Genomic DNA, 18245 nt, shown 5'->3' with positions numbered 1-18245 from the left:
CTTCCTGGGGCTTTTCCTGGGCGCTGTCAGGCAGCACGATGCCGCTCTTGGTCATTTCCTCTGCTTTTTTAACCTTAAGCAGCAGCCTGTCGGCCAGTGGTTTGTAGTTCATGGTTACCTCCTTTAATAAATACACAAAAACACAATGCAAGATTAGCACTCTAATCAACAGACTGCTAATTTTAAGATAAAAATACAACAAAAAAAAATAAAAATCAATAAAATAAAAAAGAAAAACCGAGGTGCGCAATGTAGATAAATACACGGCAGTGATGGGGCAAAAACCATAAAAGAAGACAGTAACTAGCCTTTATGGGTTGGATAAAAGTAAATTTAATTAAAATCAAAACCCTATATTATGGATAAGGCTGGTATGCTAAAATAAAATAGTTAACATCATCTGGCATAGGGGATAAGGGCATATGGTTAAAAAGGTTCTGCTTATAGGCACTCTGGATACCAAAGGAGAGGAATTCCAGTTTTTTAAATCTACCTTACAGGAGAGGGGAATACAAACTCTAGTCATGGATGCTGGTGTGCTGGGACCCCCCGCTTTTAAACCGGATATCTCCCGGGAAGAAGTAGCCCGGGAGGGGGGAGAAGAAATTGAGCGTTTGATATCTATCCGGGACCGGGGAAGATCCATGGAAGTAATGACCAAAGGTGTAGTAGGGATTACCAGGAAACTATACCGGCAGCAAGAAATAGCGGCAGTAGCCGGAATGGGTGGAGGCAGCGGCACCAATCTGGCCTGTGCTGCCATGAGGGCGCTTCCCCTGGGTTTTCCCAAGCTGGTAATATCCACCCTGGCTTCTGGTGATACTACACCTTTTGTGGGGGAAAAAGATATAATGATGGTTTATTCTGTGGCTGATATCCTGGGCATAAACCGTATTACCCGCCAGATTATAGTCAATGCTGCTGCTGCAGTGGCGGGAATGGTGCAATATGGCACCCCCAGCCTGGGCACTGGCCAAAAAGCAGGTGATAATAAGGCATTGATTTCAGCTACCATGATGGGGGCTACCACCCCCTGTGTTACTTTTGCCGGCCAAATGCTAAAAAGGCAGGATATGGAATTGGTAGCCTTTGCCGCTTCCTCCAGCGGGGGAAGAGCTATGGAAAACATGATAGAAGAGGGATGGGTACAGGGAGTTTTAGATATTACTACTACCGAGATTATCAATATTGTAGCAGGAGGCGTATTTCCGGCCAGCAGGCACCGGTTTGAAACTGCCGGATCTAAAGGCGTGCCCCAGGTGGTAACCTGCGGAGCCATCGATTTTGTAAACTTCTGGACTGGAAATATTCCATCCAAATATAAAAAAAGACAGTTTTACCAGCATAATCCGGCAGCAGTGCTGATGAGGACCAGCCTACAGGAAAATATTAAAGCAGGAAAAGCGCTGGCTCAAAAACTTAACCTGTCTAAGGGCAGAACTGCTTTTGTAGCACCCCTTAAGGGTTTCTCTTCTTACGATATTAAAGGGGGCCCCTTCTTTAATCCAGAAACCGACCAGGCTTTCCTGGAGTCAGTAGAAAAGAACCTAAGGCCAGGTATTAAAGTTATAAAATGCGACTGCCACATTAATGAGGAACAATTTGCAGCTATACTGGTTAAGACATTAACTGGTATGATGACATAATTTTTTTAAATAAATGGGAGGAGTAAGGGGATGGCAAAAAAATTTAAGCGGGCACAAATAAAGGCAAGGCTGGAAGCAAAGATAGAGCAGGGCATACCCCTGATTGGAGCAGGAAGCAGCTGCGGGCTGGTGGCCAAATGTGCAGAAATCGGGGGAGCTGATTTAATTATAGTATACAGCACCGGCATTTCCAGGCTAAAGGGGCTTCCTACCAGCCATAATCTGGGGCATTCCAACCATATGACTTTAGACATGGCTGACGAAATAAATAATGTGGTAAAGGATACTCCCGTAATAGGGGGGATAGAAGCCTGTGACGCTTCTAGCTGGGATTTGGGGCAGCTTCTGGATAAATTTAAATCTGCTGGTTTTTCGGGGATTATAAATTTTCCTACCATGGGACTGTTTGAAGAAGGCACCCTGTGGAGAAATATGAAAGAATCAGTAGGATTGGGTTTTGGCCGGGAAGTAGAGCTAGTGAGGCTGGCCAGCCAGCAGGAAATATTTACCATGGCTTATGTATTTACTGCCCAGGAGGCAGAGGACATGGCCAGGGCAGGAGTCGATTGCCTGGTGCCCCATGCCGGGGGGACAGCTGGCGGCCTGCAGGGGTTTGCAACGGTGGATTACGGTTTGGGGGCAAAGAAAATACAGGATATGATAACCGCAGCCAAAAAAATAAATCCCCGGCTTATCTGCCTGGCCCATGGTGGTCCTTTTGCCGAACCAAAAGATACAGAATATCTCTACCGCCATACCGAAGCAGTAGGGTTTGTAGGTGCTTCCAGCATAGAAAGAATACCGATTGAAAAAGCAGTAATAAATGCAGTGCAGGAATTTAAATCCTACCCGGTTAAGTAATATCTAAATTGGGGCTTGATCCTTGACATAAAAGGGGCAAAGTAATAAGTTAGACCATGCATTACAAGCAAAATGACGATAGGGATAGGCGGCATGACATCAAGAGAAATAGCATTAAATCAGCTACGGGGAAAGAAAACCCCCAGAAAAGCAGTATTTAATCCTGTATCCACCATTACCGTAGAGCAGATGGAGCTGATGCATTCCTTTTTCCCCCAGGCCCACACCGAAGCAAAGCCTATGTTTGAGCTATCCCGGTCCAGCTATGAAATTTTGGGCTACGATGCCATAATGCCCTTGTTTTCAGTGGTGATAGAGTCTTATGCTCTAGGCTGCCAGGTCGATTGGGGCCAGGTAGATAAGATGCCAACCGTAAAGGGGAAATTATGGAAGGGATACCAGGATATCAAACTGGATAAAGGTTTTTTGGATAACCTTGCAGTAAAAGCAGTGTTGGAATGTATTTCCATGCTTAAAGACAAATATCCCCAGGTACTGATAGCGGGCAAGGTATTTGGGCCCTGGACCTTAAGTTATCACTTGTTTGGCATAGAGGATTTCCTGATAAAAACCATAACCGATCCCCAGGAGGTAAAAGGCATACTGGATAAATTGGCCCAGGTAACTCTATGGTTTGCAGAAGCCCAGATAAAGGCAGGGGCAGATGTGATTACCATAGCTGATCATGCTACCCGTGACTTATGCAGCCCCCAATCCTACCGGGATTTTTTAATACCCATACACAGCCGCCTGGCCCAGCAGATAAAGGTACCCACCATTTTGCATATTTGCGGAAATACAGCAGACCGTATTGAATATATATGCCAGACCAAGATAAATGCTTTCCACTTTGAATCCAAAGTGGATGCCTGCCAGGCAGTAAAATTAGCCCGGAACAGGATAGTGCTCATAGGCAATATAAATAATCCTCAAACTCTCCTGTTTGGAACCCCTGAAGACGTAGCCCGGGAGGTAAAATACGCTATGGACTGCGGAGTAGATATTATCGGCCCCGAATGCGCAGTACCCTTGAGGACTCCCCTGGCTAATTTAAAGCAAATTGCTGAAACCGCCAAAAGCTATCAGCCCCATATTAGTTAAAGTCCTGGGTAAAAGACAGGATATTTGCTACGTCCACCTGGCCGAAATATTCCTTAAACAGTTGGTAGAAATACATCTCTTCTTTATTTCTTAATTTAAATCCGCTATCCAGTTTACGGTTTTTTTCAAAATATTCATCATTGATATTTTTCTCAATCTTTTCAGTCAGGGTATCCTGGATACCGGCACCTTCCCAGAATTTTTCCTTATCCCTCCAGGCTATCTCATAAGGCAGATACCTTTCTGCTACTTTTCTTAAGATATATTTGGATATGTTCTTGGCTTTTTTTACCTTATGTTTGGTAGGTATGGTCAAGGCAAAATCAATCAGGTTTTCATCTAAAAGAGGAAGCCTTACTTTTACGTTATGGGCATTAGCCAGCCGGTCTACCCTTTGTAAGGCAGTATTGTGCAGGCTGTTAATGGCTTTTATCAATTCCTGCTGTATCTTCTCTGAAGAATCAAAATCCAGAAAATAATTATAACCTCCGAAAACCTCGTCCCCCCCTTCACCGGAAAAGACGATATCTGACCTGGATGAAATCCTGGAAGCGATCATATTGCCCAAAGAGCTTCTGACCAGGGGAGCGTCAAAAGATTCTAGATGATAGATTACTTCTGGTATGGTCTGGTATAGCTGATCTAGATCCAGCTTATGCTCTATATGCCTGGTACCCAGGGCCTGGGCTACCACCCGGGAAGCTTCCAGGTCCGGCGATCCCTCAAAACCTACGGAAAAAGTATAAAGCCTGGAAGTAAATTTTTTTGCCAGTGCTGCTATCAGGCTGGAATCTACGCCTCCGCTAAGCCAAACCCCAATTTCTCCCTGTTGCCCTTCTATCCTTTTTTTAACAGCATCCTGCAGCAGCTGGTCCAGTTTGTCTGTTATCTCTGCAGCACCCATGGATTGGAGAAAATCATAATCCCCTATTTCAATACTGTCATATTCACGGGGCAGGAAAGTGTTTTTCATGACATGGCCTGGAGGAAATTCTGCCACTTTGTCCCCGTAGCCAGTCAGGGATTTAATTTCTGAGGCAAAAACCACCCGGTCTGAATCCTGGACAAAATAAAGGGGTTTGATGCCAATAGTATCACGGGCCAGATAAAAATTATTGCTAAAATCAGCCAAAGCAAGGGAAAATGCACCCTGGAATTCCTTGATAATGGAAGGGCCTTCAGCATCCACCAATTCTTTTATTTTCTTACCATCAGGGTAGCCCGGCCTAAAATTTAAGCCGTGCCGTTTAGATACCTGGTCAATATTATATATTCTCCCATCCACCAGCGCTGATGAGTCTTGGGGCATGGAGTCATTAGATACCATCCCCAGGCAGCATCCGTTTTTTTCCAGTAATGTTTCCTGCCTGCTGCCCCGGTGCCTGATTTTTTTCAGCAGCTGTTTGACTTCCTTGGCTGCTTTTGGCTGCTTTCTTTTACTAATTATTCCTGCTATACCGCTCATTTTTCATATCACCCTTTATTAAATTTAGGGAACTACCCCTATATATAGATAAAATTTAGTTGTTAGTTTACCAAATATAGTGTTTTATTACAATTTGGGCTATTTTATACCCTCTATTTTTACTTTTTGGGCATTTATCCTATAATCGCAGACAATAGGAAAAGCAAAGGCAAATACTATGGTCGAAACCGTAAATTTAACCAATTATGAATCATCATTGTTTGAATTGCTTAACCTGCTAAAATTTGATTCAGTGTTAAGCAGGGTTGACCGGATTTTAATCAAGCCCAACCTTCTGGAAGATGTACCTCCTCCCTGCACCACTTCGGTGGAGTGCATAGAGGCCCTGGTCCGATATATAAAAAGCAATAATCCGCAAGCCCAGCTGGCTATAATAGAGGGTTCAGGAGGGTGTGACACCCCAAGGGCTTTCCAGGCTTTGGGCTACTGCCGGCTGGCAGAAAACCATAAGGTAAAACTGGTGGATGTAGACCGCTGCCCTCTGGTTATCCGCAGGGGTGAGGGGGCCTTGGCCTATCCCCGGCTATACCTCCCCCGGATACTGTTTGAAGGTTACTATTTTATCTCTGTGCCCACACTTAAGGCCCACACCATTACTGGCGTTACCTTAAGCCGCAAGAATCTTATTGGATTGCTGCCCCAAAAATATTATGGAGGCTACTGGCACTACCATCGCAGTGATGTTCACCGGGTGGGGGTAAATCAAGCCATAGAGGATTTAAACCATTACGTGAATATAGATATGGCCATAATTGATGCCGGTATTGGCCAGGCTGACAGCCACCTTCCAGGGGGCAGGCCCTGTAAACCTCCCTGCAAAAAATTGGTGGGAGGCTATGAAGCCTGGCAGGTAGACCGGGTTGGCTCTAAATTGCTGGGAATTGATCCTGACAAAGTGGCACACCTGGCTTATGACCATAATTGCAAATAATAAGCTGCATATACACCGGAATAAGGTTACAGTATAATAACAAGGATAAAAGGCAAAAGAAAGTCAGGCTGATGGAAGATAATTTAAATAAAGTTAGTGTGGTAAAGTGCGACAGTTACCTGAGACAGCAAACAATTCCTGCCCTCCATAGGGCAGTAGATATTTTGGGAGGATTTAAAAATATTATCAGGCCTGATCACAGGGTACTGATAAAGCCTAACCTGCTGCTGGCTGCCGGTCCTGAAAAAGCAGTTACTACCCATCCCCGGTTCCTGGAATCATTAATAGAAATTTTAGCATCCTTTACAGATGTTAGCCGGATAACCATAGCAGACAGTCCCGGAGCAGGGATTCCTTTTACCAAGGAAAGCCTGGAAAAAGTGTACCAGGCCACAGGAATGATGGAAGTGGCCCAGAGGACAGGATGTGTGCTTAATTTTGATACTGCCTATATCAGCTGTACCTTAAAGCAGGGTAAAGCCATAAGGAAAGTGGATATAATAAAGCCGGCATTGGAAGCAGACAGGATAATCAACCTGTGCAAGCTTAAAACCCATAACCTGACTTCTATGACCGGAGCGGTTAAGAATATGTTTGGCCTGGTGCCGGGTTATACTAAAATAGGCCATCACCTAAGGTTTACCCAGATAGAGGACTTTTCCCAGATGCTGGTGGACATAGCTTATTTTATAAAGCCGAGCATAAATATTATGGATGCGGTGCTGGCCATGGAAGGGGAAGGCCCGGGAGTAAAGGGAACCCCCCGACACACGGGATTGATACTGGCCAGCAGAGATCCCCTGGCTATGGATGTAGCTGCAGCCAGCTTTATAGGGCTTAATGCCCAGAACTTCGCCCTGTTGGGCCTGGAGGGAGTCCCCCGTTTAGATGAAGTGGAGATAGTAGGGGATATAGAAAAGGGTTACCTGATAGAGAACTACCTGCTGCCCCGCAATATTGCTAAAAAACAAATGATGGGAGATAGTTTTGCTGCCAGGCACATAATGCCCCGGGCCCGCAGCCTGTTTAATCCTTATCCGGTAACAGAACCTGGCCGGTGCACCCTATGCGGCACCTGTCAGGAGGTCTGCCCCAATAGTGCCATTAAAGTAACTTCCAGCAAGGTGCTCTATGATTACAACAAATGCATTCGCTGCTTTTGCTGCAGTGAGCTATGCCCGGAAGGGGCTATTGATATAAGGTATAAATGGTGGGCAGATTTGCTGCTGAATAAAGCAGGGTGGGCCGGTAAGAAAGACGGGTAGCCGCCTCATTTTAAAAATTCAAAAATTTTATCCAGTACCTTGGACTGGGTAAGTACCCTGGAAGAATGGAAAGCAGCCAGCCAGTGAATCTGGGGATAACCCAGCTGGCGGTGAAGCATCAATGTAGATTTTCGTGAAAAATATAAATCATATTTGGCATTAATCATCAGTACCCTTTCCGGGCCAATCCGGTGGGCAAAGGCTAGGGGATCGCATAGAAAACACATTTTGGAAAGGTCAGGAGAAAGCCAATCCAGGTCTTTGGTATCGATATGGTCCGGGTTTGCTTGTTTTAGTTTTTGCAGAAAAGCGGGAAAAGTACTGTAATAATGATGGCATTTATCCCTGCTTATACGGCCATCATCAGCACAATCTCCCTTTAGTATAAACCTTAATATGCCTTTCCAGTGAATTTGCTCCCAGTGTCCGCCCCCTATTAGCAATATTCCTTTTTCTATGCGCTGGTCATGGGCCATGGCCAATACTGAAATCATGCTTCCCATACTGAGTCCGCATATATGGATAGAACCTAGCGGCCATTTTTCCAATTCTGCTATATCCATTAGCCGCTTTATATCCACCACGCATTGGTGAAAGTATTTTAAGGTATCCACATCATCATAGTAGATGAGGTCCCTGCTGCTGCCGGATTGGTCTTCTGAACGGTTAAGATGCAAGGGCAAATTAAGGAAAGCACAACTATAGCCCCTTTTTACCGCTTCCTTTATAAAATAATAATAGTTTTGCATTTTTGTTTTTTGGGTGGAAAAACCGTGCAGAAATATTAACAGCTTGGCCCGGCGGTCCAATGGTTCCGCAGAAAATAGTTCACAGTAAGCCCTGTCATTTAAGGGGTTACCGCTATGGTAGGGAGATGTAAAAGTTAATACATGCATCAATGCTCCTGGAACCTGGGGGCAATCCAGGGGGCCTTCCAGCTTATAGTTTAACTTTTTATCTTGATGGTTATAGCTGTATAGTTTCATCCTATTTTCAGATAAATATGATACCAAAAAATGGGGAAAGGTAGAATAGGACAATAGTTACCTCTTTTTAGTTTTTACCGGGTACCGGTGCTGCTGCCGTAAGATAATTAGATAAAATATTAACTAATTTTATCATTTTGGCCTTAGGTGTTATTATAAAAAGAAATTAAATATTGAAATAATACCCAAGGGAGCTGATTCTATGAGCCATAATAATCAACAGGGAAATTCAGGAGCTGTGTTTACCGGCTTTTTGCTGGGAGTGGTAGCGGGAGCGATAGCGGCTATGCTGCTTACCCCTAAGTCAGGAAAAGAGCTGAGATCAGACATAAAGAAAGTGGCTGCTGATATAAAGAAGGAAGCAGAACATAAAGCGAGCCAAGTAAAAGATCTTACCCAGAAAAAATACGAACATATAGTTAACAGCACTATTGCCGGCTATGAGAAAGTAAAAGAACTTACCCAAAAGGAAATAGAGGCCATAAAGCATCTTATATATGGCCAAAAAGAAACAGAATAATACAAGCAAACTCTAAGCCCTGCAAGACAGGGCTTAGTTTTTATTTGAAATATTAGATAATTAATATATAATAATATCAATATATCTCAGGTTAACTTTTTTTAGTTACCATATGTTAAAAAAAGTTGCTATTATAAATAAAATAAAAATCTGAAGCTAAAAAGGCTAAATATAAATTAAAACTAAAATAATATTAATTTGAAAATGATCAAGGGGTGTGATTATGGCCGTAAAAAAAGAAAGCTATCCTTTGCTGGGAGTTGAGTGCGCTTCCTGTGTTAAAAAAATTGAAACAGTATTAAAAAAACAGCCGGGAATAGTAGAAGCCGTGGTTAACCTGGCTACAGAAAAATTAACGGTGGAATATGATAGTGATCAAACAAGCATAGAACAGATAGGCGAAATGCTTAAAAAAATAGGTTATGAAATAATTACCTGACAGGAGGATTTAATTGGCCACTACTTATGTGATTATAGGTGCTATTGCTGCGGGTACTTCAGCAGCTGCCAAAATTAGGCGGGCCAGCGAGGATGCCCGTATTATAATGTTTGATAAAGACAGGTATATCTCCTATGGTACCTGCGGGCTTCCCTACTATGTGTCAGGGACCATAAACCATATGTCCAGATTGCTAATAAATACGGTTAAGAATTTTGAAAAAAGGTTCAATTTGAAAGTATACACCAGGCATGAAGTGACCCAAATAAACCTGGAGGATAAAACATTAGCAGCCAAAGATTTGGAAAGCGGCAAGGTTTTTACCCAGGACTGGGATAAGCTTATCCTGGCTACCGGGTCAAATCCCATAATGCTGGATATGCCGGGGTTGGATTCTGAAAATGTTTTCGCGCTAAAGACCATAGACGACAGTTTAAGGTTAAAGAAATATTTGGACCGGATCACTACCCCGGACCCCAGTGCGGTAATCATCGGGGGAGGTTTTATAGGCCTGGAACTTCTGGATGCTTTTCTGGGTAAAAACATGAAAGTTACCATACTGGAAAAAACCAGCCAGCTTCTTCCCATGTTTGATTTTAAGATAGTGGAATATTTGCATAACTACTTAAGGGATAAGGGCATAAATCTTCTAACCGGTGAACAGGCCCAGCAATTTATTACCAAAGACCAGATGGTAGCCCATGTATATACCAAGTCAGGAAAAAAGATTCCTGCAGACCTGGTATTTATGGGCATAGGGACCAGGCCTTCAGTAGATTTGGCTAAAAAGGCAGGAATAGCTATTGGAGAAAGCGGAGCCATAGAGGTTGACCAGTATATGCAGACTAATGTAGACGGGGTGTACGCTGCCGGTGACTGCTGCCAGTGCATTCATAACCTTACTGGAAGGCACGGTCCTTATAACCTGGCATCAATAGCCAACCGCCAGGGAAGGGCAGCCGGCTATAATGCAGCTGGCGGCCAGGACAGTTTTGAGGGGACGCATATTGCCTCCATAATTAAGGTACTGGACTTGGCCCTGGCCAAAACCGGCATCAGTTTTAAGGAAGCTAAGTCTGCCGGTATTGATGCGGGCCAAATAGAGGTACATTACCTGGATCATGCCGGTTACTACCCAGGGGCAGAGATGATTCATATGTTGTTGATTTATGACCGCAAAAATGGTGCTGTTCTGGGACTACAGGCTATTGGCAGAAAGGGAGTGGACAAGAGAGCAGATATTGTCTCTACTGCTATCAAAGCCAAATTGAATATAGAGGATTTAGGGCAAATCGATCTTTGCTACCAGCCGGAATATGGTTCAGCAAAGGACCCAATTAACATTCTGGGTATGATTGGCGAAAACCTGGGCAAAGATGAAGTCGAGTTTATAGACACTGAAGAACTCGGAAACCTCAGGGATGAAGGCCGGGACCTGTTTCTGCTGGATGTCAGGACGGAAAAAGAATTCAGTCAGGGACATATAGAAGGTGCAGTAAATATTCACATAGACCAGCTGCGGGAAAACCTGGGAAGCATAGGCTTGGATAAATTAATAATTATATATTGCCAGACCGGCTACAGGGCTTACCTGGCTTACCGGATCATGGTTCAAAAAGGCTACAAGGTAAAACTTCTGAATGGCTCTTACCTTAGCTGGATCAGAAAGATATAGAAAGGACAGCAAAATATTGGATATTGAAGATAAAAAAGTAGCATTTATAGCTTGTGATGTAGTATATGACGAGTTAAAGGATAAGATACCTGCTAATTGGTCGGTAGTTAATCTGGAGAGGAAACTGCATGAGCGAAGCGATGAACTGCGAACCAGGCTGCAGCAGGAAATAGATAAGTTTCAGGATAAAGATTTAATAATTTTAGGTTACGGATTATGTGGAAAGGGTGTGGAAGGCCTGTGTTCCAGCCACACTCATCTGGTAGTGTCCAGGTGTGATGATTGCATAGCCATGCTATTGGGATCGGTAGAAGAATACCGGAAGCAGCACCAGGCAGAGCCCGGTACTTTTTACCTTACCCGGGGCTATATTGGGGATTCAGATGATTTTATGATTGGTGAAGTGGAGCAGATAAAAGATAAATATGATGAACAGACCTGGGAATGGATCAGGGGCGAGATGCTTAAAAACTACAAAAGGCTGGTATATATAAATACTGGTAATTATGATCCGGAAAGCTGTAGGGAATTGGCCCGGAAGGAAGCGGAAAAACTGGGGTTGCGTTTTGAAGAGATAAAGGGCAGCAATAATTATTTTGACCAAATGATAAGGGGAGATTTCGACCAGAATTTTGTAGTGCTGGAACCAGGGCAGAGCTTAAAGTTTAATATGTTTATAAATGATAATTAAAAAATTTATGGAAAAAAACATTCTTGCGGTTTATGGCAGCCCCCGTACTGGGGGCAATACATCAACCCTGATGGCCAGTTTTATAGCGGGAGTAGAAGAAAACCCGGCTGGGGGCAGCCTAAAGGTGCATAGGCTTAGGATAAACAGCTTGGATATTTCTCCCTGCAGGGGCTGTAGAAGCTGCAGCCTAACCGGGCAATGCGTAATCCAAGATGATATGCAAAAGGTTTATGGGCTGCTGGAGAAGGCAGATTTTATAGCAGTGGCCAGCCCTATTTTTTTTACCAGTGTGCCTGCAGGTTTGAAGGCATTAATTGACAGGTGCCAGAAGTATTGGTCCTTAAAATATGAATTGAGGCAAAAGGTGGTAGAAAGCCAAAGGCAGGGCATATTCTTATCCTGTGCAGGCTCAGGTTCTGGAAAAATATTTGATTGTGCCCGTAAGGTTATCCGGTCTTTTTTTGATGTTTTAGATATAAACTATCATTCTGATTATGTATATTTAAAGGTTGATGAAAAAGGGGATATAAACAAGCATCCCCATGCCCTTAAGCAGGTATATGACTGGGGCAGAAGCGAACAATTTTATAATCTACTTAAGGTTGGTGAATAATAAGATGAGAAAAATCTTGGCATTAATAATTATAATTAGTTTTTTAGCTCTAGCTGTTGCTGGTTGCAGCAATCCGCAGGAGGCACCGGCAGCTGAGGCTGGAGCCCAGGATGGTTACAGTAATGATTTTACTTTGCTGGATTTAGAAGATAAGGAAGTTTCATTGTCTGATTATGCAGGCAAACTGGTGGTGCTTAATTTTTGGGCTACCTGGTGCCCACCCTGCAGGGCAGAAATACCTGACTTCATAGAAGTTTATGGCCAGTATAAGGACAAGGGAGTTCAGTTCATAGGGGTGTCCAATGAAACCAAGCCGGAATTGGCAGCTTTTATAGAAGAATATGGTATCAACTATCCAATCCTTATAGATGGAAGTGTGGATACCATTATGCCCGGGTGGGGGATTAGGGCCATACCCACTACCTATATCCTGGATGGACGGGGCGAAGTATTAATCCATTTTACTGGTTTACTCACCAAAGAAAAATTGATTAGTGAACTGGAGAAAAGATTATAATGTTACAAATAGGAATATTTTCAGCATTTCTGGCAGGTATTCTGGCTTTTGTATCACCCTGTGTACTGCCTTTAGTGCCTGTTTACATAAGCCTTATGTCTAATAAGGCCATTTATAAGAGCAGCCAGATTAAGATGTCTGAGAGGCTGTACCTTTTCATTAACAGCCTGCTGTTTGTGGCTGGTTTTTCCCTGATATTTATATTGCTGGGATCCACCGCTACTTTTGTAGGCAGGCTGCTAAGCCAGTATTCCAGCATAATAGCCAGGGTGGGTGGAGTATTCTTAATTATATTTGGCCTCCATTATATGGGAGTTTTTAAGCTTAGATTTTTAAATATCGAAAAAAGGTTTGAAATGCCTACCAGCTTAAAAAGCGGATATCTTTCCTCTTTTTTAATAGGCCTGGTATTTTCTTTTGGGTGGGTACCCTGTGTAGGGCTTATCCTTTCAGGAATTTTACTACTGGCCAGCCAGATGGATACCCTGCTGCAGGGCATTGGATTATTGGCCGCTTTTTCGGTAGGGCTGGGCTTGCCTTTTGTGCTAGCCTCTATTTTTATAGGATTTTTTTCCAGGCTGCTTAAAAAGCTTAACCGTCACCTTAATATAGTATCAATAATCAGCGGAATATTTTTAATAATTTTAGGTATAATTTTTGTAGCTGATGCTATGATACTGGTTATGGGCTGGTTTACCAGGTTATTTCCCTTCCTAAATAAAATTAATATTTAATTGTTTTTATGGTATTATTTCCCAAAAATAAAAAATATTTAGAGGGAGGGCAAAGTGTCCGTTGATCCTATAGCTTTTTATATAGGCAATATTCAAGTTCGATGGTATGGAATAATCATTGCGGCAGGACTGCTGATGGGTATTCTAGCGGCTTACCTTATTGCCCGTTATCGTTCCCATAGAGAAGAAGAGGTTATCAATTTTGCTCCTTTTGCAGTAATTGCTGGAATCATCGGTGCCAGGCTGGTGCATGTAATGGCTAACTGGTCTTACTATGCCAGTAACCCCAGCTATATTTTTGCTTTTAGAAGAGGAGGCCTGGCCATACAGGGTGTAATGCTGGGCGGACTTATCGCCCTGGCAATATTCTGCAAAGTCAGGAAGCTGAATTTTTGGACATGGGCAGATATCATAGCACCTGCTTTGGTGCTGGGCCAGGCTATCGGCAGGTGGGGAAACTTTTTTAACCAGGAAGCCTTTGGAAGGCCTACTGATTTACCCTGGGGCATTTTTATAGATCCCGCTTATCGGCCTGCAGATTATGCCAGTTCTGAATATTTTCATCCTACTTTTTTGTATGAGTCTATTGCTAATCTTATATTGTTTGGAATTTTGCTGCTGCTGCACCGTTATTATAAGAAAAGGCCCGGCAGATTGCCTGATGGTTTAATTATATGCGCTTACCTGGCTATCTATGCCCTGTACCGTACTTTCATAGAAGCGTACAGGGTAGACAGTACCTATTTTGGACCAATCAAAGTAGTTTACCTGTTAAATTTTTTAGCTATTATAGCTGCTATTATCATTGCCAATTACCTGATTACCAAGTTTAAGAACAAAGATAAAGAACAGTAGGCGTCTACCTTTGGCTGTAAATACAGCCGCAGTAGTTTTGCCGGTAAAGCTTTAATTGCTTGGATAAAAGGATGGTTTTTTTAAAACCGTCCTTTTTCTTAAAGTCGGACTGATAAAAATCAATGCCCTGCTCCCGGCCCTGGGCAGATCCCAAAATATTGATGGCCTGGGCATTTTTATGGGGACTTACGGAAAGAGTGGTGCAATAGCAGCTAAACCCTAATTTTTTGGCTTGTTGGGCAGTTTGTTTTAACCTGAATTCATAACACTTGAGGCACCTGGCTCCCCCTTCCTTTTCCAATTCCAGGCCGGCAGTAAATTCAAACCATAGCTGAGTTTGGTAAGGTCCTATTATTAAAGGGATTTTATACTGATGGGCCAGCTTTTGTACTGACTCCAGCCTTTTTTGGTGCTCTTCTTCAGGATGTATGTTGGGATTATAATAATAGAAGGTTATATCATACTCACCAGACAGGATCTGGTAAGGATGGGCGGCACATACTGCACAACAGATATGCATAAGCATTTTTGGCTTGTTTTGCATCTTATTTTAGCTTGTATAATTAAGTTTTTTTTAATATATTAACAAGAACAAGAAACAAAGGAAATAACCCATGAAATTAAGTTTTTTAAAGGTCTCCAGCTTGCAGGAATTATCCCAGAAAAAGAAGACCAGCCAGAACATTATACCGGAAGAGGTAGAAGAAACAGTTAAAAACATTCTTGCCGATATTTCAGACAGGGGCCAGGAAGCTATTCTGGATTATGTGGAAGCTTTTGACGGATACAAGCCCAGGAATTGGCCAGATGTCAAGGTAGGCACCCCAGAACTAGAAGAGGGCTATAAGTATACCAAAGACCATCATCCTGAACTGGTGCAGGCTATGAAAGTAGCCATGGAAAACATAACTTACTATCATCAGCAGCAAATGGAGCATGAAAGCAAAACCTGGTTCAATGCTCCCCGTAAAGGAAAGAAATTAGGCCAGCTGGTAAATCCTTTAAAGAGAGTAGGTATATATGTGCCCGGCGGCAGATATCCTTATCCTTCCTCGGTATTGATGGGAGCCATACCAGCCATGATAGCAGGGGTAAAGGAAATTGCAGTTTGCAGCCCTCCTTTGCCGGGAGGAAAAGCCAATCCTGCCCTGCTTTATTTATGCCGTAAGCTGGGCATTGAAGAAATTTATAAGATAGGAGGAGCCCAAGCTATAGGCTTGTTTGCTTATGGTACCGATGATACAGGTAAAGTAGACAAAGTGGTAGGTCCAGGAAATATTTATGTTACCAGCGCCAAGAGGGAAGTCTATGGGCAGGTAGGCATAGATAGCCTGGCAGGTCCCAGTGAAATAGTTGTAATTGCTGATGCAAGCGCTGAGCCCAGTTTTGTGGCCGCAGACCTTTTGTCCCAGGCAGAGCATGACCCCCAGGCTGTTTCTATCCTGCTTACCACTGACCAGTATTTGGGGTTACAGGTAATAGAACAGCTGGGCCATCTATTGGATTCATTAGGACAATATGGGCAGAATAGGGAAATAGCAGAAAGGTCTTTGAGGGCCAACTGCAGTATTGTTTATGATAGCGATATGCAGAAACTGGTAAAAGCGTGCAACCAGATTAGCCCGGAACACTTGGAGATTGCCTGCTCTAATTCTGAACAGATACTTAAGCAGATAAATAATGCCGGGGCAATTTTTATGGGCAATTACACCCCGGTGGCTGTTGGAGATTATATTGGTGGTACCAATCATATTATACCAACTTCGGGTAATGCCAGGTTTTCTTCTCCCCTGGGAGTGTATGATTTCTTAAAGAAAAGCAGTGTTATGTGTTACAGCAGGGATATGTTAGCGGAAGAAAAAAAATATATCCAGGATTTTTCTGCTTTTGAGCGTCTTTATGCCCATAATCATTCAATAGGAATAAGATTTGAACAGGACTAATATGGAAATAAGAAAATGTTTGCAGGATATACCGGAATATATTCCGGGCAGGACCTTAGAGGAAATAAAGAAAAAATACGGATTAAGAGAGGTTTACAAACTAGCTTCCAATGAAAACATGGAAGGTCCCCATAAGGCAGTGGTGGATGCAATATGCCGGGAAGCGGCCAAGGTTAATTATTATCCTGATGCCAACTGTACACTGCTTAGGGAAAAATTAGCCCAGTTGCTTAATACGGATGAGGATAACTTAATAATAGGTAATGGTACCGATCAAGTGATAGAGATGCTTTGCGACTGTTATGTGGAAAACAGCAGTAATGTAGTGGTAGCTGACCCCACCTTTCTCATCTATGAGAAGGCTGCCCTAAAATGCGGGGGAGAAGTAAGAAAAATTCCCCTGTCCCAATTCCGCCAGGATATTAAAAATATGGTTTCGGCGGTAGACAGCCATACCAAAATATTGTTTTTAACCAGCCCCCACAACCCTACCGGTACTGCCATAAGCCAAAAGGATTTTGAATATGTCCTGGAGCGGCTCCAGGGCCAGGCTTTGGTAGTACTGGATGAAGCCTATGTGGAATATGTATCTCCTGAAGCTGATGTTAATAGTTTGAGTTACCTGAATAAATTTTCCAATCTGGTAATACTCAGGACCTTTTCCAAGATATTTGCTTTAGCCGGGCTAAGGGTAGGCTATGGAGCGGCAGATAAAAGGATTATAAAGGACTTAAATAGGATAAGACTACCCTTTAATGTCAATTCCCTGGCCCAGGCTGCAGCGTTAGCTGCTCTCAATCACCGCCAGGAAATAGAGTCTTCGGTAAAACAAATACAGCAGGAAAAGAAGAAATTTTATAGCAGGCTGGATGAACACAATATTAGGTATATTGACTCCCAGGCTAATTTTTTTATTATTGAAACCGGCAAGTATACCAATCAAATAATAGAAGAGCTGCTAAGACAGGGTTTTATAGTCAGGCCTGGATGTAATTTGGGGATTGACGGTTTTATAAGGGTAACTATTTCCCTACCCCCCATTAATGATAAATTTTTGGAAAATTTCATAAAAATATACCATCAATATAATAATTAGAAAAGGGTGATAAACTATGGAAACAGTTTTAACCGGAAATAAATGTGAAGTAAAATTTGGCCTTAATCTTCCTACAGTAATTATTGCCGAAAGGATAAATCCTACTGGCCGAAAAGCATTAGCTGAGGAGCTGAAAGAAGGAAAGCTGGAAATGGTAAAACAGGATGCCATAGAACAGGCAGGGGCAGGGGCAGAAATTATTGATATTAATGTAGGTGCAGTGGGGGTAGATGAGGTTAAATTGCTTCCCCAGGCAGTCAAAGCGGTTATGGAAGTTACTGACAGGCCAATTTGTATCGATTCATCTAATCCGCAGGCCTTAAAAGCGGCCATGGAAGTTTGCCCTTATAAGTTACTGATAAATTCAGTAACTGGGGAAGAAAAATCTATGGAAGAAATACTCCCGGTGGTAAAGGAAAGCGGAAGCGCAGTTGTATGTTTAACCTGCGATGAGAAGGGTATTCCCAAAGACCCTGAGACCAGGTTCAATATTGCCAAAAAAATAATAGCCAAAGCAGAGTCATTAAATATTGGCAGGGAAAATCTCGTCTTTGATTGCCTGGTTATGACTAATTCTACTGATTCCAATTCTGCCAGGATAACTTTGGATACCTTACGGATGGTTACCCGGGAATTTGGGGTTTCCACCACTATGGGAGCCTCCAATATAAGTTTTGGTATGCCTAACCGCAGCCTGCTAAATATTGCTTTTATAACCATGTCCATCTTTGAAGGCTTGTGTGCCCCCATTGCTGATCCTTTAACCGAGGGCCTTAGGACAGCCATGAAAGCAGCAGATTTTTTGGCTGGACGGGATCCTTACGGCATGAATTATATAGCCGATTATAGAAAATAGGCTTTTTTTGGTATATAATCCTTAAGTAAT

20 protein-coding genes are annotated in these 18245 nt (G+C 42.9%); 16 read left to right on the top strand and 4 right to left on the bottom strand.

Features of this window, described 5'->3' with window-relative positions; translation table 11 throughout:
* The coding region (locus PHN32_05130) for a co-chaperone GroES (GenBank protein ID MDD3776970.1) at window positions 1–112 on the bottom strand (112 nt) is incomplete at its 3' end.
* A 310-nt stretch (window positions 113–422) separates the two neighbouring features.
* Between PHN32_05130 and PHN32_05125 the strand changes: the two genes are divergently transcribed.
* The 3 genes from PHN32_05125 (at window position 423) to PHN32_05115 (ending at window position 3608) form a co-directional block, all read left to right on the top strand.
* Window positions 423–1646 (top strand): Tm-1-like ATP-binding domain-containing protein, encoded by a 1224-nt coding sequence (locus PHN32_05125; GenBank protein ID MDD3776969.1) that lies wholly within the window; start codon window positions 423–425, stop codon window positions 1644–1646.
* 30 nt (window positions 1647–1676) lie between these two features.
* Window positions 1677–2507: a phosphoenolpyruvate hydrolase family protein gene (locus PHN32_05120; protein MDD3776968.1), complete on the top strand. Its 831-nt coding sequence runs from the start codon at window positions 1677–1679 to the stop codon at window positions 2505–2507.
* A 93-nt stretch (window positions 2508–2600) separates the two neighbouring features.
* Window positions 2601–3608: an MtaA/CmuA family methyltransferase gene (locus PHN32_05115; GenBank protein ID MDD3776967.1), complete on the top strand. Its 1008-nt coding sequence runs from the start codon at window positions 2601–2603 to the stop codon at window positions 3606–3608.
* Here PHN32_05115 and PHN32_05110 read toward each other — a convergent pair.
* Window positions 3601–5073, bottom strand: coding sequence for an asparagine synthase-related protein (locus tag PHN32_05110; GenBank protein ID MDD3776966.1), 1473 nt, complete (start codon window positions 5071–5073; stop codon window positions 3601–3603). The genes PHN32_05115 and PHN32_05110 overlap by 8 nt on opposite strands.
* 178 nt (window positions 5074–5251) lie before the next feature.
* On the opposite strand from PHN32_05110, the gene PHN32_05105 reads away from it, so the two are divergent.
* Complete coding sequence (locus PHN32_05105) at window positions 5252–6025, top strand: DUF362 domain-containing protein (protein MDD3776965.1); 774 nt, start codon at window positions 5252–5254, stop codon at window positions 6023–6025.
* A 71-nt stretch (window positions 6026–6096) separates the two neighbouring features.
* Complete coding sequence (locus PHN32_05100) at window positions 6097–7290, top strand: DUF362 domain-containing protein (GenBank protein MDD3776964.1); 1194 nt, start codon at window positions 6097–6099, stop codon at window positions 7288–7290.
* Between the two features lie 5 nt (window positions 7291–7295).
* Here the strand turns inward: PHN32_05100 and PHN32_05095 are convergent, their stop codons facing one another.
* Window positions 7296–8330 carry a hypothetical protein gene (locus PHN32_05095; protein MDD3776963.1) on the bottom strand — a complete coding sequence of 345 codons (1035 nt, stop codon included), beginning with the start codon at window positions 8328–8330 and terminating at the stop codon, window positions 7296–7298.
* A 148-nt stretch (window positions 8331–8478) separates the two neighbouring features.
* Here PHN32_05095 and PHN32_05090 point away from each other — a divergent pair, with 148 nt between their 5' ends.
* The 8 genes from PHN32_05090 to lgt all read left to right on the top strand — a co-directional run bounded on the left by PHN32_05090 (window position 8479) and on the right by lgt (window position 14320).
* On the top strand, window positions 8479–8796 hold the full coding sequence (locus tag PHN32_05090) for a YtxH domain-containing protein (protein ID MDD3776962.1): 318 nt from the start codon (window positions 8479–8481) through the stop codon (window positions 8794–8796).
* A 223-nt stretch (window positions 8797–9019) separates the two neighbouring features.
* Complete coding sequence (locus PHN32_05085; GenBank protein ID MDD3776961.1) at window positions 9020–9235, top strand: heavy metal-associated domain-containing protein; 216 nt, start codon at window positions 9020–9022, stop codon at window positions 9233–9235.
* A gap of 13 nt (window positions 9236–9248) precedes the next feature.
* Entirely contained in the window at window positions 9249–10910 is a 1662-nt protein-coding gene (locus tag PHN32_05080) for an FAD-dependent oxidoreductase (GenBank protein ID MDD3776960.1), read from the top strand.
* Entirely contained in the window at window positions 10876–11601 is a 726-nt protein-coding gene (locus PHN32_05075) for a DUF1638 domain-containing protein (protein MDD3776959.1), read from the top strand. Before PHN32_05080 ends, PHN32_05075 begins: the two co-directional genes overlap by 35 nt.
* Before the next feature lie 7 nt (window positions 11602–11608).
* Window positions 11609–12214 carry a flavodoxin family protein gene (locus PHN32_05070; protein MDD3776958.1) on the top strand — a complete coding sequence of 202 codons (606 nt, stop codon included), beginning with the start codon at window positions 11609–11611 and terminating at the stop codon, window positions 12212–12214.
* A 4-nt stretch (window positions 12215–12218) separates the two neighbouring features.
* The gene (locus PHN32_05065; protein ID MDD3776957.1) at window positions 12219–12731 is read left to right on the top strand and encodes a TlpA disulfide reductase family protein; all 513 of its coding nucleotides are present in this window, start codon (window positions 12219–12221) and stop codon (window positions 12729–12731) included.
* Window positions 12731–13465 (top strand): cytochrome c biogenesis protein CcdA, encoded by a 735-nt coding sequence (locus PHN32_05060; GenBank protein MDD3776956.1) that lies wholly within the window; start codon window positions 12731–12733, stop codon window positions 13463–13465. The genes PHN32_05065 and PHN32_05060 overlap by 1 nt, the downstream gene beginning before the upstream one ends.
* 54 nt (window positions 13466–13519) lie before the next feature.
* Window positions 13520–14320: a prolipoprotein diacylglyceryl transferase gene (lgt, locus tag PHN32_05055; protein ID MDD3776955.1), complete on the top strand. Its 801-nt coding sequence runs from the start codon at window positions 13520–13522 to the stop codon at window positions 14318–14320.
* A gap of 4 nt (window positions 14321–14324) precedes the next feature.
* Here lgt and PHN32_05050 read toward each other — a convergent pair whose 3' ends face one another.
* Window positions 14325–14864 (bottom strand): epoxyqueuosine reductase QueH, encoded by a 540-nt coding sequence (locus PHN32_05050; GenBank protein MDD3776954.1) that lies wholly within the window; start codon window positions 14862–14864, stop codon window positions 14325–14327.
* A 70-nt stretch (window positions 14865–14934) separates the two neighbouring features.
* On the opposite strand from PHN32_05050, the gene hisD reads away from it, so the two are divergent.
* Genes hisD through PHN32_05035 form a run of 3 tightly spaced genes read left to right on the top strand, consistent with a single transcriptional unit; the run spans window position 14935 to window position 18215 of the window.
* Window positions 14935–16263 (top strand): histidinol dehydrogenase, encoded by a 1329-nt coding sequence (gene hisD, locus PHN32_05045; protein MDD3776953.1) that lies wholly within the window; start codon window positions 14935–14937, stop codon window positions 16261–16263.
* On the top strand, window positions 16250–17359 hold the full coding sequence (gene hisC, locus PHN32_05040) for a histidinol-phosphate transaminase (GenBank protein MDD3776952.1): 1110 nt from the start codon (window positions 16250–16252) through the stop codon (window positions 17357–17359). The genes hisD and hisC overlap by 14 nt, the downstream gene beginning before the upstream one ends.
* A gap of 16 nt (window positions 17360–17375) precedes the next feature.
* Complete coding sequence (locus tag PHN32_05035) at window positions 17376–18215, top strand: dihydropteroate synthase (protein ID MDD3776951.1); 840 nt, start codon at window positions 17376–17378, stop codon at window positions 18213–18215.
* Window positions 18216–18245 lie beyond the last annotated feature (30 nt).

Source organism: Actinomycetota bacterium (genome assembly GCA_028698215.1).
Lineage (GTDB): Bacteria > Actinomycetota > Humimicrobiia > Humimicrobiales > Humimicrobiaceae > Halolacustris.
This window is presented reverse-complemented; position numbering and strand designations above follow the sequence as displayed.

Bases quoted from the DNA above. Each gene is read 5' to 3' on its own strand.
- PHN32_05125 (MDD3776969.1), top strand. From the start codon at position 423: ATGGTTAAAAAGGTTCTGCTTATAGGCACTCTGGATACCAAAGGAGAG.
- PHN32_05120 (MDD3776968.1), top strand. From the start codon at position 1,677: ATGGCAAAAAAATTTAAGCGGGCACAAATAAAGGCAAGGCTGGAAGCA.
- PHN32_05115 (MDD3776967.1), top strand. From the start codon at position 2,601: ATGACATCAAGAGAAATAGCATTAAATCAGCTACGGGGAAAGAAAACC.
- PHN32_05110 (MDD3776966.1), bottom strand. From the start codon at position 5,073: ATGAGCGGTATAGCAGGAATAATTAGTAAAAGAAAGCAGCCAAAAGCA.
- PHN32_05105 (MDD3776965.1), top strand. From the start codon at position 5,252: ATGGTCGAAACCGTAAATTTAACCAATTATGAATCATCATTGTTTGAA.
- PHN32_05100 (MDD3776964.1), top strand. From the start codon at position 6,097: ATGGAAGATAATTTAAATAAAGTTAGTGTGGTAAAGTGCGACAGTTAC.
- PHN32_05090 (MDD3776962.1), top strand. From the start codon at position 8,479: ATGAGCCATAATAATCAACAGGGAAATTCAGGAGCTGTGTTTACCGGC.
- PHN32_05085 (MDD3776961.1), top strand. From the start codon at position 9,020: ATGGCCGTAAAAAAAGAAAGCTATCCTTTGCTGGGAGTTGAGTGCGCT.
- PHN32_05075 (MDD3776959.1), top strand. From the start codon at position 10,876: ATGGCTCTTACCTTAGCTGGATCAGAAAGATATAGAAAGGACAGCAAA.
- PHN32_05070 (MDD3776958.1), top strand. From the start codon at position 11,609: ATGGAAAAAAACATTCTTGCGGTTTATGGCAGCCCCCGTACTGGGGGC.
- PHN32_05065 (MDD3776957.1), top strand. From the start codon at position 12,219: ATGAGAAAAATCTTGGCATTAATAATTATAATTAGTTTTTTAGCTCTA.
- PHN32_05060 (MDD3776956.1), top strand. From the start codon at position 12,731: ATGTTACAAATAGGAATATTTTCAGCATTTCTGGCAGGTATTCTGGCT.
- PHN32_05050 (MDD3776954.1), bottom strand. From the start codon at position 14,864: ATGCAAAACAAGCCAAAAATGCTTATGCATATCTGTTGTGCAGTATGT.
- hisD (MDD3776953.1), top strand. From the start codon at position 14,935: ATGAAATTAAGTTTTTTAAAGGTCTCCAGCTTGCAGGAATTATCCCAG.
- PHN32_05035 (MDD3776951.1), top strand. From the start codon at position 17,376: ATGGAAACAGTTTTAACCGGAAATAAATGTGAAGTAAAATTTGGCCTT.